Source organism: Emticicia sp. TH156 (assembly GCF_002855535.1).
GTDB classification, from domain to species: Bacteria; Bacteroidota; Bacteroidia; order Cytophagales; family Spirosomataceae; genus Emticicia; species Emticicia fluvialis.
In genome coordinates, this window is the sequence record NZ_PKRS01000008.1 from 237,460 (window position 1) to 253,586 (window position 16,127).

At 41.3% G+C, this 16,127-nt stretch carries 13 protein-coding genes; 6 read left to right on the forward strand and 7 right to left on the reverse strand.

The features are described from left to right. Window positions 1-125 precede the first annotated feature (125 nt). From C0V77_RS16260 to C0V77_RS16285, 6 genes are all read right to left on the reverse strand, one after another. Window positions 126-647, reverse strand: a complete 522-nt coding sequence (locus C0V77_RS16260; RefSeq protein ID WP_101727400.1) for a phage tail protein — start codon at window positions 645-647, stop codon at window positions 126-128. Between the two features lie 57 nt (window positions 648-704). Next, the gene (locus C0V77_RS16265; RefSeq protein WP_101727401.1) at window positions 705-1,232 is read right to left on the reverse strand and encodes a phage tail protein; all 528 of its coding nucleotides are present in this window, start codon (window positions 1,230-1,232) and stop codon (window positions 705-707) included. A 169-nt stretch (window positions 1,233-1,401) separates the two neighbouring features. Next, window positions 1,402-1,929 carry a phage tail protein gene (locus C0V77_RS16270; RefSeq protein WP_101727402.1) on the reverse strand — a complete coding sequence of 176 codons (528 nt, stop codon included), beginning with the start codon at window positions 1,927-1,929 and terminating at the stop codon, window positions 1,402-1,404. A gap of 188 nt (window positions 1,930-2,117) precedes the next feature. Beyond that, complete coding sequence (locus C0V77_RS16275; RefSeq protein ID WP_101727403.1) at window positions 2,118-2,639, reverse strand: phage tail protein; 522 nt, start codon at window positions 2,637-2,639, stop codon at window positions 2,118-2,120. A gap of 55 nt (window positions 2,640-2,694) precedes the next feature. Continuing rightward, entirely contained in the window at window positions 2,695-3,222 is a 528-nt protein-coding gene (locus C0V77_RS16280; RefSeq protein WP_101727404.1) for a phage tail protein, read from the reverse strand. A gap of 913 nt (window positions 3,223-4,135) precedes the next feature. Beyond that, window positions 4,136-6,694, reverse strand: coding sequence for a TonB-dependent receptor (locus C0V77_RS16285; protein WP_101727500.1), 2,559 nt, complete (start codon window positions 6,692-6,694; stop codon window positions 4,136-4,138). A 313-nt stretch (window positions 6,695-7,007) separates the two neighbouring features. Between C0V77_RS16285 and C0V77_RS16290 the strand changes: the two genes are divergently transcribed. From C0V77_RS16290 to pstB, 4 genes are read left to right on the forward strand one after another with little or no spacing between them, the layout of a single operon-like run. Then, the gene (locus tag C0V77_RS16290; protein ID WP_101727405.1) at window positions 7,008-7,847 is read left to right on the forward strand and encodes a PstS family phosphate ABC transporter substrate-binding protein; all 840 of its coding nucleotides are present in this window, start codon (window positions 7,008-7,010) and stop codon (window positions 7,845-7,847) included. A 5-nt stretch (window positions 7,848-7,852) separates the two neighbouring features. Further along, window positions 7,853-8,725, forward strand: coding sequence for a phosphate ABC transporter permease subunit PstC (pstC, locus tag C0V77_RS16295; protein ID WP_101727406.1), 873 nt, complete (start codon window positions 7,853-7,855; stop codon window positions 8,723-8,725). Then, window positions 8,722-9,567, forward strand: a complete 846-nt coding sequence (pstA, locus tag C0V77_RS16300) for a phosphate ABC transporter permease PstA (RefSeq protein ID WP_101727407.1) — start codon at window positions 8,722-8,724, stop codon at window positions 9,565-9,567. Before pstC ends, pstA begins: the two co-directional genes overlap by 4 nt. Window positions 9,568-9,570: 3 nt before the next feature. Continuing rightward, a complete protein-coding gene (gene pstB / locus C0V77_RS16305) occupies window positions 9,571-10,326 on the forward strand; it encodes a phosphate ABC transporter ATP-binding protein PstB (RefSeq protein ID WP_101727408.1) in 756 nt (251 codons plus the stop codon). An 11-nt stretch (window positions 10,327-10,337) separates the two neighbouring features. Here the strand turns inward: pstB and mnmE are convergent, their stop codons facing one another. Next, window positions 10,338-11,783, reverse strand: a complete 1,446-nt coding sequence (gene mnmE / locus C0V77_RS16310) for a tRNA uridine-5-carboxymethylaminomethyl(34) synthesis GTPase MnmE (RefSeq protein ID WP_101727409.1) — start codon at window positions 11,781-11,783, stop codon at window positions 10,338-10,340. Between the two features lie 173 nt (window positions 11,784-11,956). Between mnmE and C0V77_RS16315 the strand changes: the two genes are divergently transcribed. Then, the gene (locus tag C0V77_RS16315; protein ID WP_101727410.1) at window positions 11,957-14,674 is read left to right on the forward strand and encodes a hypothetical protein; all 2,718 of its coding nucleotides are present in this window, start codon (window positions 11,957-11,959) and stop codon (window positions 14,672-14,674) included. A 765-nt stretch (window positions 14,675-15,439) separates the two neighbouring features. Further along, window positions 15,440-16,060 (forward strand): 50S ribosomal protein L3, encoded by a 621-nt coding sequence (gene rplC, locus C0V77_RS16320; protein WP_101727411.1) that lies wholly within the window; start codon window positions 15,440-15,442, stop codon window positions 16,058-16,060. Window positions 16,061-16,127: the final 67 nt, after the last annotated feature.

Sequence of the window (16,127 nt, forward strand, 5' to 3'; positions counted from 1 at the left end):
ATGTTAAGTAGCCAGGTAATTATCTGTTAGAAAAATCTTAAGCTGTTCGTAATCATATTTTGTTGAGAGCCTTCCAGAAGGCTGATAATTTCCGGATGATTTGAAAATGGATTTAAAAAAAATGGTTATGACATTGGAGGATATAATCCAGTAGTGCAAATAATGTAGTTAAGGGCTATAAAGGGTGGCATATTCTCGTGCGCTTGCCCTCCAATGGTGCCTACTGCCCCTGCTGCCATAGCTACTAAATTATCAGCTGGGGCTTTTTGTGCATAAAAAATACTGGTAGTATTACCCAGGTAATTATCTTGAGGGTTAGGAGATTCTCGATTGCCTGATAGCGCGCTGTACGTATGCGTATGAGGTGGGATGTTACTAAGGGTAAGCGTTACCTTTTCTTCACCTCCTTTTTCACCCCGTTGTCTGTACTTAGGGCTTTCACGCGATGGTCCCGTATCAACGATTAGCCGGCCTCTCAGGTCGGGCAGCATAAATGTAGTTCTGCCATCACCGCCATAAGTTGTTCCTAATACAGCAAAAAGAGCCTGATATTTCTGTATAGGCAGTATCTGGCCTTCGCATTTTAAATAATATTTGGGGGTAAAATCGCCAACGAAAATTTTTACAGTTCCTATGTACTCTTCCATTTCAATTAATCTGTTAAGGGTGGTTAATAACAAAGCTGAAAGATGTTGCTCAATATGTTATGCGTGTTCTGGATAAATACCCTCTACACAAATGATGTAATTGATTGCCATGTATGGAGGCATATTTTCATGAGGGAGGTTCCCACCCGGAGCGGTAGAAATGATATCATTTCCCATTTTTACTTCCGTATCGGTGCCTTGTTTTATGCAATATCGGTCATTGGGGGTCTTGGTTAAAAAACGATCGGAAGGGTTACTGGAATCAGCATCAACAGTAAGTGCATAGGAGGCATGTGTATGCGCAGGATATGTACTTGGAGTGATTGTTACATTTTCAACGCCTCCTGTCTGACCAAGAGTCCTGTTTGTTAGATCCGGACCTTGTCCGGTGCCTATAACAACCCGGCATTGTAAGTTAGGCAAGGCAAAGTTGGTTACGCCATCGCCGCCAAATCTAAAGCCTATAATTGAGAACAGAGCCTGGTAGTTTGAAATGGATAGTATTCTTCCATCGCAAGGTAGCCAGAACCTTGGTGTAAACGTAACACCTGCAAAAGGTTTAATAACACCTATATATTCATCCATATTTTAAGTATCTAAGATGGTTGTTTAATTATATTTTGCTTAAATGCAATTGCTTAAGTGAAAGGCATTCAGTTGTCCATTAATAGGCTGTTGGTAAATGAGCGCTTTTAAATCGCATACAATCTCTGTTTTTACGAGTTTCCAATTGAGCCGATTCTAACGAACCTCGTTATGGCCTTGGCGGATACACCCCGTTAGCACAAATGCCATAAGTTATACCTAAGAAAGGAGCCATATTATTATGCGGTTGGCTGCCACCCGGTGCTGCTTCAAGCATTAGATTGTTCATTTTTATCAGGGTGTCAGCGGGGTCTTTTTTGGCATAGAAGTTTCCGCCCGCGGTGCCAATGTAGTTGTTTTTGGGGTCTTTACTTTCTCTAGGGCCAGTTAGCGCATTATACGGGTGATTATGCGAGGGTAATTGCATCTGAGTAAGCGTTACCATTTCTGTTCCACCAGTTTGCCCGGGTTTATGTGAAGTTAAACCTGCCGCGCTCCCGGCACCAATAATAGAGCGGCCCCTTAAATCAGGGACATTAAAAATTTGTTTATTAACGTCGCCTCCATAATAAGTGCCAATTAAAGAATAGAGTGCTTGAAACTGTGATATGGGAAGTGACTGCCCGTTACATTCAATAAAACCTTCTGGTACGTAGTAGCCAGGAAAAGCCACTATCATTCCTATGTATTCTTCCATGTTTTTAAATAGTTTAAAGTGATTCCGTAATTATTACTAACATGCACCCTGTTTTAATCTTAAGTAGCCAGGTATTTATCTGTTAGAAATATCATCAAGCTGTTTTTAATCAAATGATATTCAGATTCTTGAGGAAAGTTGATAATTTCCGAACGATTTAATAATGGTTTAAAAGAGTAATGGTTACGTTATGGTCTTGGAGGGTAGAATCCATAGGTGCATATAATATAATTAAGTACTATGAAGGGTGGCATATTCTCGTGAGGTTGCCCTCCAATGGTGCCTACTGCCCCTGGTGCCATAGCTACTAAATTATCAGCTGGGGCTTTTTGTGCATAAAAAGCACTGGCAGTATTACCCAGGTAATTATCTAGAGGGTTAGGAGATTCGCGATTGCCTGATAGCGCGCTGTAAGTATGCGTATGAGGTGGGATGTTACTAAGGGTAAGGGTTACCTTTTCTTGACCTCCTTTTTCACCACGTTGTCTGTTATTAGGGCTGCCGGGCATTTTTCCCGTTTGAACGATTAGGCGGCCTCTCAGGTCGGGCAGCATAAAGGTATTTCTGCCATCGCCGCCATAGGTAGTTCCTAATAAAGCAAAAAGAGCCTGATATGTCATTATAGGCAGCGTCTGGCCTTCGCATTTCATATAGTTCCTGGGCGCATAGTCGCCTGCAAAAATTTTTATAGTTCCAACGTACTCTTCCATTTGATTTAATCTGTTAAGGGAGCTTAATTATGTATTGATTTTGCTGTACAATTAGTTACGGACGCTCAGGATAGATACCCTGTACGCAAATGATGTAATTGATAGCCATGAATGGAGGCATATTATCATGAGGAAGGTTCCCGCCAGGGGCTGTAGAAATGATATCATTTCCCATTTTTACTTCCGTATCGGTGCCTTGTTGTATGCAATATCTGTCAACGAGGGTTTTGGTTAAAAAACGATCGGAAGGGTTACTGGAATCAGCATCAACATTAAGTGCAAAAGAAGTATGTGTATGCGCTGGGAATGTACTTTGAGTGATTGCCACATTTTCAGCGCCTCCTATCTGTCCAATAGCTCTGTTAGTTAGCCCTTGTCCTTGTCCGGGTCCTATAACTGCCCGGCATTGTAAGTTAGGCAAGGCAAATTTGGTCTTGCCATCGCCACCGTATGTATAGCCAATAATTGCAAATAGCGCTTCATTGCCAGAAATGGGCAACTGTGTTCCGTCGCAAAGATGCCAGCCAACAGGTACATAACTGAGACCTGCAAACGGTTTGATAACACCTAAGAATTCATCCATATTTCAACAAAAGTTTAAGGTTAAAAAAATAAAAACAGCTATATTTAGAATTATCCATGCAGCAATGTTGGAAGAAAACGATGATAAATTTTCCTGAAACTCATTCAGACTTACCCTGGTATTTAAAAAATACTTATTCTTCCAATTAGAAATTTGCTCTTGGTGGATATGAGCCAGCATACATTTTTATAGATCCTGTGTATTCCTCCATTTTTCTATTCAGGTTAACTTACAAAAAAGTTAATTATCGGTATTTATTGAAATTGGCGGAGTTTTCAGTAGTAAAACTAATACTTGGTAAACCTTTCACGTTCTTGCGGAATATCATTCATTGGTTGTTGATAGTTATTTTCAATCCTGATAATCCATCGCTAAGCCTTTGGTCAGTTCTAATGAAAATTAAGTGTTCTGGTTGATTCCGGCATAGCACATTCAATCACAGCTTCATAGAAACGAGTGAGTAGTTGAAGGCGTAATGGGAAGAGCCAAATATGATTGAGAAATTATAATTAGTTCAACAAAAGTTTATAGGTTAAAATAAATACAGCGATATTTTTGTAATTCAAATTAATTTCCCGGTTCTAATAATAGTTAGCTTCCGGTTTTATGATGTGTAATTTGCAAGAGTAAAAGAAAAGATAACTCTGAAGATATTATCAATTATAGTCTCTCAGCTAAGTGTAATTCAAAGAAAATAAAATGTGATTATTTTGCAAAATATTTGAACTTTATTTTGTGGTTTTTTTATTTAACGGCACCAGATTTTAGCAAATGCGCTTTTAAATAGTTGATTTGCATGGATTTCAAAAGCTTTTGAAACTATCGCTAAAATGTAAAATAGCAGAAGGGGATACGGCAGCGCCGTATCCCCTTCTGTGCCAGAATACTGGCATCGATTATTTTATTTTTTATATCAATAAGTGTATCGCAATGTAACTCCATAGGTTCGTTGGTCGCCCACAATACCGGCGTAATTACCAGCGCTGCCCGGGGCCGCTAGCAGTTGCTCGTAGTAGTCAACATTAAACAGGTTTCTGCCCCATACAAAGAATGTGATTCCGTTAGATGCTCTGAAACCCACCCGACCATTGGTTAGTGTGTATCCTTCAATATTCAGGTATTGTGATGGAGACGGGCTAGATGAGAATTTTGAACGGTAGTAGGCATCAAGCCCTAAAAAATAATTGCCTTTTAAGCCTAGTAATCTACCTTTTGTTGTAGCCTCGCCACCTAATGAACCTGCCCATTTAGAGATACCCGGCAGCTGGCCTCCGGAAACATCTTTAAATGCCTGAGGGCCACCAACCTCTTCTAAAGGCACAGGCGCATTTTTGAAAGAGATGTATTTGCCGTCGGTATAGGCAAAGGCGCCATTAATTGTGAAATGATTATTAAGTCTGATGTTTCCATCTAACTCAACACCAATAACTCTTACTTTTTCGGCATTTGCCAGATACCCTCTGTTTACGCCTGGCTCGGGTGTCTGTACCTGTGTCTGATAGTCTTTAATGTCGGTATCATGAAATACGAGGTTCAAAATTGAATTGGCTGACGGTTTGGTTTTGATACCTATCTCTTTGTGAGAAACAAATTCTGGCTTTACCTTGGCCAGGTCTATCAGCACCTGCCCACTTGCAGTTGGCAAACCTCCAATGTTTACACCAACCGGTTTGTAACTGACAGAGTAAGTAGCAAACGCATTGAGTTTTTCGCTGGCTCTGTATTGCAAAGTTAGCTGGCCTGAAAAGTTATCTTCGTTTACTGTTGTATTAAATGCCTGATTGGTATAAATACCATTTTTTAGGGCAACCAAGGCAGGGTCTGTTGTTTGTAAACCACCGTAAGTTTCACGTTTGTAGTCTGCTATTTTTTTATCGTAGTTCCATCTTACGCCGGGCAATACATGGATTTTGCTGGTAATGGCCCAGTCAACCTGGCTAAAAATAGCCAGACTGGTGCTTTGAATACGATTGGTTGTTCTGATTCCGAAATTATCAAACAATCCCGGTGTTTTCCATAAGTTACTGGTAGAGTTTTGGGCAAAACGCCATTGAGCTGAACCAGCTTCTTCGGTTTGTACAGGGTCAGACTTCAGGTCCTGCCAAAGTCCGAATGCACCGATTACCCCACTTAATTTTGAAGAGATTTGTCCGGAGTATCTGATTTCCTGAGACCACTGTTTGTGTACCGAGTTGCCAGAAGAAATAGTAAAGATAGGCAGACCAGTATAGTCTCGGTCGTTCAAAGGCACCCACTTCCAGTAGCGGTATGCTGTGGTTGAGGTAAGCGTTCCTTTACCGATTTTGATGTCTGCATTGGCAGAAACACCGTCAAATTTATTATCAGCCTTCGATTGCGTATCCAGGTCAACTTTTCTTTCAAAAGCACTTGAATAAGGCAACTTGTAATTCAAATCGGCAATGATGGCATTAAACTGGCGGTATGCCGGTCTTTTGGTTGTAACAACACCTGCCACAGCCCAGCCATAGCCATTGGGTTTTTGTTCGGTCAGGTCTCCGATAAAGGTTATTTTTACATTATCGCTGGGCGCGTAAAGCAACTGCGCCCGCAGCCCGATGTTATTGATATCGTTTATATATTGTTGCTTGCTTACATTAAAAAGCAACCCGTCGCGCTGGGTACCGGTAAATGATACTCTGGCTGCCAATTTCTTGCTTAACGGCCCTGTTATTGAGCCTTTTGCCTGAATATAGCCAAAGTTACCATAGCTTAACTCAAAGCTGGCGCCGGGTGTAAAACTTGCCTGGCGTGTAGTAATGTTAAAAGCGCCTGCGGTAGTGTTTTTACCAAAGAGCGTACCCTGTGGGCCTCTGAGTACTTCTACCTGCTCTATGTCAATGAAATCGAGGGCAGTAGCGGCCGGCCGTGCGTAATAGACGCCATCTACATAGAAACCTACGCCGGGGTCTATACCATCGTTAGTCAGGCCAAAGGTTGAGCCTAAACCACGGATGTTTAAAGTAGTGTTACGGGCGTTAGAAGCATATAGCTGAACCGTCGGTACTAATTCTTTCAGGCGGTTTACATTAAATGCACCTGCGTCCTCAACGGTTACACCTCTTACAATAGATATAGGTATGGGTACTGACTGCGCTGACTCCTGACGACGGCGAGAGGTAATTACCACATCTGATAGTTGATTTGCCGTAGCATCGAGTCTGATTTCCACCGTAGGCTCGGTAATTACCACTTCTTTTTTCTGATAGCCGATATAGCTGACAACTAGTGTAAAAGGTAGCTTTTGCCCGGTTATTAACTTAAACTCTCCGTTGGCGTCTGTCTGTGCGCCATTGGTTGTGCCTTTGATAGACACCGTGGCGCCAATAAGGGGGTCGTTAGTAACGGCATCTATCACCTTACCAGTTACATTGGCATTAATGGTGGGGTTATCTTGCGCAATTGTTTGCACTGAAAAGATAACTCCAAAAACTAGTAATAGAATTTTCTGCATAGTAGAATTGTTTTGTGTTTGCATAAAATGCTTTTAAGAATAAGGATTGGCAAATATATACTAGTTCTATTTAATCTACCAAATTAGTAGATTAATAATCTGTAATATTGTTGTTTTAATGCAATTGATTATTTAAAAAGGTATATTTTAAAGTATTGGGATAATACTTGATGAAGAAAAACTGATGGTATGTGCCACTAAACCAAACCAATTAACACTTATATAGGTTCGGGTATCTTTGTTTTACGCAAAATATAACAAACAGTTAATCCGGAAGAATTGTCAATAGTAGATAATTAATTCAACTTTGTAGATGCGCAAGTTGATTTTTCTCGTCATACTGATCATTTCTGGCTGTGCAGAGCATGACAATACAATTAAAGTGAAAGGCTCTGATACAGAAGTTAATCTTGCCGTTGTGCTGGCTGAAAACTTCCACTACGGGTATCCTGAATTGCTGGTCTCCATATCCGGAGGAGGGTCTGGGCTGGGAATAGCATCGTTGCTCAACGGAACTGCTGATATTGCTAATTCTTCAAGAGATATTAACGAAAAGGAGCTGGCTCTTTTCAAGGCAAAAAACCTGGAAATATCATCATTTATTTTTGCCCAGGACGCCATCGCTTTTGTTGTATCTGACCAATTACCTATTGACTCAATCAGTACACAAGCACTGGCCAGAGTACTTAGTGGTGAATGGAATAACTGGAACAGGCTGACTTCTTCAGATATTCCGATTAACATTTACGGGCGCCAAAGTAATTCAGGAACACATGAGTACATACAGAAATCGCTAAAAATACGGTTTTCTCCCTTGGCCAAACAGATGAATGGCAATGCCCAGATTCTTGAAGGCATTAAAGTTGACCCCTCAGGTATAGGTTATGTAGGCGCAGGGTATATGAAGCAAAAGAGTGGATCAGGCTTAAAAGTATTAAAAATCTATACTTCTGATGGCGGTGAAGCTGTTTCACCGCTGGATGCAAAGAAAATTATTTCCGGAAAGTACTTTTTTCAACGACCATTATATCAGTTCTTCAAAAAAAAGGACTATCAGAAAGTGAAGCCTTTTCTTGATTATGAAAAGACAAAAGAGGGCCTGGCTATCATAATGAAGTCGGGATATTATCCGGCAAAACTTATCAACGATTGAAAAATATGAATCGAAGAGAAAGAATCGACTGGTGTTTCAGGCAGCTTTTTAAAGCAACCGGTCTCATTACAATTATGTTATTGGTAAGTATATTTTTTATGCTTTTAATAAATAGCATCTCTTTTTTTCTGAACATCAGTCCGGTAGATTTTTTCACAGGCTCCCAATGGGACCCCGACAATCAGTATAGTATTTTTCCACTCATCATCAGTACCATTTTTGTAGCCTTTGGGTCAATGATTATTGCCGTTCCGTTAGGAATTTTTACAGCTGCTTTTTTATCAGAGTTTGCTCCAAAAAAACTACAGTTGATTTTAAGGCCTGTTGTTGAGCTATTGGCAGCCATTCCGTCGGTGGCCATAGGCTTTCTGGGAATAGTATTGGTAGGGCCAAATATCTCAAAGATTTTTGCAATTCAGAATGGCCTGAATGCCCTGAATGGGTCTATTCTGCTGGCTTTTATGGCACTACCTACTATTATAACTATTAGTGAAGATGCAATTAATGCGGTTCCTCAAGGTCACAGAGAAGCTTCAATCTCTTTAGGAGCAAACAAATGGCAAACCCTTTTCAGAGTAACCATACCTGCTGCAACCCCGGGGCTGATTGCTGCCGTAATGCTCGGGTTGGGTCGGGCTTTGGGTGAGACTATGACTGTGCTGATGGCTACAGGCAATGTATCGGTAGCGCCTAAGAGCTTTCTGGATTCTGTTCGAACTATTACTGCTACCATTGCTATTGAAATGGGGGAGGTTCCATACCAAACAACCCATTACTTTGCATTGTTTGCAATAGCTATGGTGCTTTTTATGATGACACTCAGCATTAACCTGATGGGCGAATACCTGGCCAATCGATTAAGAAAATTTCAGGGATGAATAAGAAGATTGTCAATTTTATTAACTGGTTGTTTCTTTTAGGAAGCACCGTTCTGGTTTGTATGTTTCTGGGTATAATTCTTTGGGATATCTTCAGTAAAGGTTTACCTGCTGTTTCGTGGGGTTTTATATCAGAATATCCAACCAACGGGATGACACAAGGCGGTGTTTTTCCTGCTATAGCCGGCACTGTTTTGCTTACCTTTATTACCACGTTATTTGCTGTGCCTTTGGGTATCACCTGCGCCGTTTACTTAAATGAATATGCCAGGTTAAATCTGATGACCAATATTATCCGTGCCTCAATAAGGAATCTGGCCGGTATACCCTCCATCATTTACGGACTCTTTGGCTTGGCTTTGTTTGTTCAATCAATGCATTTGGGTACATCTGTATTGTCGGCAGGGTTAACACTTGGCCTGCTTTCTTTACCATATATTATCACAACCACCGAAGAGTCGCTCAAGACTGTACCCAACAGTATGCGCGAAGCCACCTTGGCTTTAGGCGCCACACAGTTTGAGACCATCAGAGATGTGGTGATACCCAAGGCGCTCTCAGGAATTATTACAGGGATTATTCTTACTTTGTCGAGGGCCGCAGGTGAAACCGCCCCTATTCTATTTACAGGGGCTGCTTTTTATATCAATGGTGTTTCTACCAGTTTAAATCAGGAATTTATGGCCTTGCCCTACCATTTGTATATGCTCTCTACCCAGCATCATGCCATTGAGCAGGTAAGACTATTAGCTTATGCCACCTCAGTTGTATTGATTTTACTAATTTTTGCAATGAATATACTTGCATTTGTCATCCGATTCAGAAACAGAACCAAAGACTAAGCTATGAATATTGCTAAATTGTCAAGTCAACATTTGAACTTGTACTTCGGTTCAAAACATGTACTCAAAGATGTTGATATAGCGTTTCCTGAAAATCAGGTTACTTCTTTAATCGGACCGTCGGGGTGTGGTAAATCTACGCTATTACGGGCATTTAACCGGATGCACGATTTATCGCCTGATGCAAAGATTGAAGGCGATTTATATCTGGATGATTTGAATTTGTATAAATCAAAGGTATCGGTTACTGAAATCAGAAAGAGGATTGGTATGGTTTTCCAGAAACCTAATCCCTTGCCCAAGAGCATTTATGATAATCTGGCTTATGCACTTCATATTCATAAATTTCCTAAGCAGCAGATTCCTCACCTGATTGAAAATGCCTTGAAAGAGAGTTATCTGTGGGATGCCGTAAAAGATGAACTGAAAAAACCTGCCGTAAAACTATCCGGCGGAGAGCAACAAAGATTATGTATAGCCCGCGCTGTTGTGCTTCGGCCGGAAGTTATTCTGATGGATGAACCTTGCTCTGCTTTAGACCCAATCAGCACCGGTAAGATTGAGGAATTAATTCTGAGGCTAAGGGAAAACTATACAATAATAATTGTAACACACAATATGCAGCAAGCGCAAAGGATTTCAGACAAAGTGGCCTTTATGTATTTAGGTCAAGTGATTGAATATGACACCTGCGATATGATCTTTAATCAACCAAAACAAGAGCTTACAAAAAATTATATCAGAGGTAGTTTTGGCTGACAGCTTGGTTCTTACTTCCCGATACAAAATTTACTGAAAATATTGGCCAGTAAATCGTCGGTGGTAATCTGGCCTGTTATTTCTCCTAAATGATAGAGTGACAGCCGGATATCCTGAGCCAGAAAGTCTCCGGTTATTCCAAGGCTTAATCCCTTCAATACTTCATCTAATGCTTCATGTGCTTTGGCCAGGTGTTCATAATGCCGCAGGTTTGTTAACATGGTATCGGCCTGTTTTTTTAGTTTAGTTTGGTCTGCCAGCGTATTTTTCAGAATGTCGATGCCTGTATTGTTTTTGGCGGAAATGTTGATGTTTACTTGCGTGCCTGTCAGCTCGCCCAGCCCTTTCTTTATCGAAGAGGGTTTTTCTTCACTTTCCCCCCCTTCATGATGAGGGGTAGGGGCTGCTACCATAGCGAAGGATTCATCATTCACCAGATCAATTTTATTCCTTACCCAAATGGCGGTTTTGCCGGTGAGCATATCGGCAAATGTGTCAGCTAGAAACTGTCTGTCCGGCTCATTTTCAAAAAGCATAATTGCTATTTCTGCCTTTTCCAATGCTTGTTTAGACCTTTCAATGCCTATGCTTTCTACCACATCTTTTGTTTCGCGTATGCCGGCGGTATCAATGATACGAAACTTGGTGCCACCTATAAAAAGGATGTCTTCAATTACATCGCGGGTGGTGCCGGCTATGTCGGTTACAATGGCTTTTTCTTCATTCAGCAGGGCGTTCAACAGGGTAGACTTACCTGCATTGGGTGGGCCAATGATAGCTACAGGTATCCCTTCTTTGATTACATTGCCGGAGTCGAACGAGTCAATTAGTTTTTTCAGAAAATTCTGAATTTTCAATATCAATTTCCTTAAATCATCTCTTCCGGCAAATTCCACATCTTCTTCTCCGAAATCCAGTTCAAGCTCTACCAGCGAGGCAAAATGTACCAGTTCCTCACGAAGCGCTTTTAACTGGGTAGAAAAACCTCCGCGCATCTGATTGAGAGCCGTTTTATGTGCTGCTTCCGAGTCAGCCGCTATCAGGTCAGCCACTGCTTCGGCCTGCACTAAATCAAACTGCCCGTTCAAAAAAGCCCTCTGCGTAAATTCACCGGGTTTGGCCATCCGGCAACCGTTTTGTATCAGCAGTTTTAGTATATATTTTATAATGTAGTCGCTTCCGTGGCACGATATCTCAATTACATCTTCTTTGGTAAAGCTTCGGGGGTTTTTAAAGACCGATACCAATACTTCATCAATTATCTTACCTTCCGGCGCATCGGCATAATCTCTGATGGTACCAAAATGAATGGTGTGTGACTCTACCTTCATGAGGTCTTTTCCTTTGAAAACCTTATTGACAATTTCAAATGTCCGTTCGCCGGAAACTCTGATAACCCCGATGGCGCCAATACCCTGAGGCGTGGCTAATGCACATATTGTGTCTGACTGAACCATGTCTTGTGTTGAAGTTTGACCATTTAATCGTTTTTGCCTCTCAAAAATGGGGTTGGCTCCAAAAAAATTGAATTAAATTTATTTACTTTTGCAAATCTACCTGTAAACTTCTGTAATTGGAAGTTGCACAGCAAGATAACCCGGCTGATAATTGAATTTACGTAGCTTTCAATATGATAAAACCTAAATACCTGTGGTATATCAATGCCTTTTTGGGTTTAATTGCCTTGTTTCTGGTTTACCGTATCTGGCTTGCCCCCAAAAGCGATGCCTGGAATTATATTCCGGATAACGCCTTTTTGATAGTTGAAAGTTCGCAGATTCACCACTCGCTGTTCAGCAGAGACGGTATTGATTCAACGCAACTGGCCGACATCCCGTTTTTCTACGACGCCCTGCAACCGCTGAAACTAATAGGAGAAAATGTAGATACAAACACCACAGCGCAGAAATTCCTTAATAAAAAGCTGATTACTTACTCGCTGCACCGCGAAACCAAAAAGAATCTGGAATACATAGTTTATATACCGGCCGGAGCTTTTGGTGATGCGGAATTTCTTAATCAGCTTCTAAAACCAGACCCCACTAAAAGAAAAGTATACGGAAGAACCTACAAGGGTATCAGAATTGAAGAACTGTATAACGTAAACAACCGGCTGCTTTTTAATTTTTTAATTCATGATGATTATCTTATTTGTAGCGGTTCTAAAATTTTGCTTGAAGAAGTGGTAAACAGAATCAGGTCTGGCGGGGCGCTTGAGAACTCACCATTTAAAGAAACCCGGCGGGGCATAGCGCATATTTATTACAAAAGTAAAAACCTTCGCGATGTTGCCGATATTCTACCGTCGCAACTTTCGCCGAATCTGATAGAGTTCTTCAGCAACATTACGCCGCGCAATCCTGATGTGGTATTTGAAAAGCCGGTAAGCCCTAATACGGTTTCGGCTTATATATATTCAAAAGGAACCAGCACCATTCCGTTCTTAGGTATTTTTGGCCAGCAGATGCCCCAACCACTTACCTGTACTGATTTAATACCTGTTAATACGTCAATTACTTTCCGTCTGAGTTTTCATAACCCGGCAAAGCTGGAGAAAGACCTAAACAACTATTTTCGGGCCAATGAGCAAGAGCTTCTGGCTGAAAAAGATAGTCTTAACCGGCTTTTGAATGTAAACCTGGGCAGTTTGTATCGGGTACTAAAGAATGAACTGGTACTGTGTGAAATGGAAACCTCTACAGACGAAGCATCACGAAAAATACTTCTGATAAAAACAAAAGACCAGGCAGAAGCCATGAATATGTTTGATGACCTGGCCGCAAATGCAGAAAAGCTCTCGTCTTACTTTAAACCCAAACCCTTTAGCTACCTGAATAACTATGTACGTAAAATTCAGATAAGTCAGCTTCCTGCTTTGCTCTTTGGCTCACTCTTCCGGGGATTTCCTGATTGCTATTATACCCAGATTGGAGATTACATAGTGCTGGCCAGCGATGACGAAGCCATGCGGGAGTATCTGAACAATCTGAACACGGGACAAACCTGGGCGAGGTCTGGCGTGTATACAGACTTTGTAAAGAAACTCCGCCCTCAGGCGCAGGTAACAGCTATCATCAGTCCGCAGAGAATCTGGAACAACTTTTATTTTTCTCTGCCTCAGAAGTGGCGTAACTCCGTGATAAAACATGAGCAGCGTGCCAAGTCTTTAAGGTTTATTGCCTTTGAAAACTTTGTTATCAATAACACTTTCGGCACAAAGGTGCTGATTGAGAAAATCCCGCAGACGCAGAAAGAGGTTTTGGTCAATCGTTTTTTCTTGCAGGATAGCCTGAACATGAGCGCCAGATTTAAGGGCAAACCGTTTGTTATAAACAACGCCGCCAGTGCTTCAGAAGAGATAATGCTGCAGCAGGAAGATAACCAGGTTGTGCTGGTGAGCAGTTCAGCCACAGAAATTAATAAAGTGCCAATTGGACAGGCAATTACCAGCCCTTATTTATTGCCTACTGACTATTTCCAGAACGGTACATTGCATTACCTGGCTACTACGCCGGGGCAACTGGTATTTTTTACCCGCGAAAACCAGAAAGGGCTTGTTGCCAATTATGCCGACATTCAATTTAAGGGAGAAATTAAGGCGGTAACATCTAGTGAAACTAAAATTTATGTAGCTGATGAGGGAGGCAATATTTATATAATAAATGAAGAAACCCAGCGCATAAGCCGTTTGAATACCCCGGCGAATTTGTACGATATTATACAGATACAGACCGTTAAATATAAAAATAACACGTATCTGGCAGTGTTGCAGCAAGACGGTACACTTACTGTATTTTATGAGCAGGGCCCAATTCTGAGCGGTTTCCCGAGGGTTCCGCTGAGTTCAAGGCCTTTGGAAATGATAGTTGAAGAAGGGCCGGGGAGACAATCGCTAATAACGCTGGTTTCGGTAACCGGCGAGATAATAAAAGTAAATATGACAGGCAACTCGTTGAATGGGTCGGGCATTCAATTGGAGAGACCAAACAAAGCAACCGTTTTTGAAGTCATTTTCGACCAGAACCATAAAGACTGGTTGATAGCCAGAAGAACGCCTACCTCTTTAATGATAAACAATAAGCAGGGCAACCCGGTGTTGGAAATAGGCAGTACCAATTTCATGCAGTCGCAGCTTCGTTATTTCGATTTAGGTAATGACCTGCGATTCATTGCCATATTCGACGGAAAGAACAACACCCTCTTCAACCTGAAAGGCCAAATGCTGGGCGATAAACCTCTACCTGCCAGTGCCCTGCCGGCGCTGTCATACTCCGAGGCTTATAATAAGTTATTCATCTATAACACCAACCAAACAAGGTTTGAGGTCTGGACGGTGAAGTTGAAGTAGCAGGATAGGGGCAGGAGGTTATCAAACCCCTATTTTTCTCTGTCATTATTAATGCCTCATTTATTTTTCCATCTGCAATCTCAAGTTTTTTAAGAGACCCAGGCTTTAGTTTTTCGATATTTAAAACAATTATTTTTTTGCTGCTTTTTAGCATTGAATTTTAAACTGTGGGCTCGATAAACATTACGTATGCACTACTTTGGATAAAAAAATCACGGGTCTGTATTGGGCCTCTTTAACAGCAGTATTGTAATAGGGTTGGCAAAAAGGCTTTTAATAACCTAAATACCTGATAACAAGAAAAATAATTGAAAAACTTTTAGGATATATTTTGCAGGCTGAAAAAAATCTGTACCTTTGCACCTCAATTAAAAACGGAGCACTTCTCATTTGGTTAAACGAAGTCTCGAATCATTCGGGAAACCAGTTTAACTTTGACTGTAAGAATAACCGAACTCGTTCGTAAATATTAATTCAGAACAGTCTCCGAAAGCTATGAATTTTACAGGAATCGCTGCAAGGTAACAAGGAATCGTCCTGCACCTTAAGTTTTTAGGCCTTACCGGAACGGATTCGTCCAACGGTTTGCAGTGTAATGAACAAGTTGGTTTGGCCAACCTCTGGAAAAGTAAATAATTTATTGGCCGATGTTTGGTTTAGTGCACTTTTTTTAGGAATTTTGCACCCCCGTTTGGACGCCGGATTTCGATTTGGCTGAAGAAGAATCAAATTAGGTTATAATAGCAAAATAAAGCGTAAAATACCATGTCTGGAATTATCGGAAAGAAAGTTGGCATGACCACTATCTTCAACGCAGATGGCCAAGCAGTACCTTGTACTTTGATTGAGGCAGGTCCTTGTGTTGTAACTCAGGTTCGTACCGAAGAAAAAGATGGCTACAAAGCTATCCAATTAGGTTACGGCGAAAAGAAAGAAAAAAACACGAGCCGTCCGTTGGTAGGTCATTTCAAAAAAGCAGGCACAACGCCTAAGCGTAAATTAGTTGAGTTTAAAGAGTTCGAAAAAGAATATAGCCTTGGCGACACTATTCGTATAGAAGATGTTTTTGCAGAAGGCGATTTCTTGGATGCAACCGGTAACTCAAAAGGTCGTGGTTTCCAGGGTGTTGTAAAACGTCACGGATTCGGCGGTGTGGGTGGTCAAACGCACGGTCAGCACAACCGTGGTCGTCACCCCGGTTCAATCGGAGCCTGCTCGTTCCCATCACGCGTTTTTAAAGGTCTTCGTATGGCCGGCCGTATGGGTAACACACGTACAACTGTACAAAATCTTAAAGTATTGAAAGTTTTATCAGACCAGAATCTGATCGTTATCAGCGGTTCAATTCCGGGTGCTAAAAACGGTTTCATTACTTTGCACAAATAAAATAACCCCCAGCCCCTAAAGGGGAGTTATTGGTTGATTTTTAATAAGCTGTCTTTAGGGCGGGCAG

Excerpts from the sequence above, each read along its gene's own strand:
- C0V77_RS16260 (WP_101727400.1), bottom strand. The coding sequence starts at position 647 with ATGGAAGAGTACATAGGAACTGTAAAAATTTTCGTTGGCGATTTTACC.
- C0V77_RS16265 (WP_101727401.1), bottom strand. The coding sequence starts at position 1,232 with ATGGATGAATATATAGGTGTTATTAAACCTTTTGCAGGTGTTACGTTT.
- C0V77_RS16270 (WP_101727402.1), bottom strand. The coding sequence starts at position 1,929 with ATGGAAGAATACATAGGAATGATAGTGGCTTTTCCTGGCTACTACGTA.
- C0V77_RS16275 (WP_101727403.1), bottom strand. The coding sequence starts at position 2,639 with ATGGAAGAGTACGTTGGAACTATAAAAATTTTTGCAGGCGACTATGCG.
- C0V77_RS16280 (WP_101727404.1), bottom strand. The coding sequence starts at position 3,222 with ATGGATGAATTCTTAGGTGTTATCAAACCGTTTGCAGGTCTCAGTTAT.
- C0V77_RS16285 (WP_101727500.1), bottom strand. The coding sequence starts at position 6,694 with ATGCAGAAAATTCTATTACTAGTTTTTGGAGTTATCTTTTCAGTGCAA.
- C0V77_RS16290 (WP_101727405.1), top strand. The coding sequence starts at position 7,008 with ATGCGCAAGTTGATTTTTCTCGTCATACTGATCATTTCTGGCTGTGCA.
- pstC (WP_101727406.1), top strand. The coding sequence starts at position 7,853 with ATGAATCGAAGAGAAAGAATCGACTGGTGTTTCAGGCAGCTTTTTAAA.
- pstA (WP_101727407.1), top strand. The coding sequence starts at position 8,722 with ATGAATAAGAAGATTGTCAATTTTATTAACTGGTTGTTTCTTTTAGGA.
- pstB (WP_101727408.1), top strand. The coding sequence starts at position 9,571 with ATGAATATTGCTAAATTGTCAAGTCAACATTTGAACTTGTACTTCGGT.
- mnmE (WP_101727409.1), bottom strand. The coding sequence starts at position 11,783 with ATGGTTCAGTCAGACACAATATGTGCATTAGCCACGCCTCAGGGTATT.
- C0V77_RS16315 (WP_101727410.1), top strand. The coding sequence starts at position 11,957 with ATGATAAAACCTAAATACCTGTGGTATATCAATGCCTTTTTGGGTTTA.
- rplC (WP_101727411.1), top strand. The coding sequence starts at position 15,440 with ATGTCTGGAATTATCGGAAAGAAAGTTGGCATGACCACTATCTTCAAC.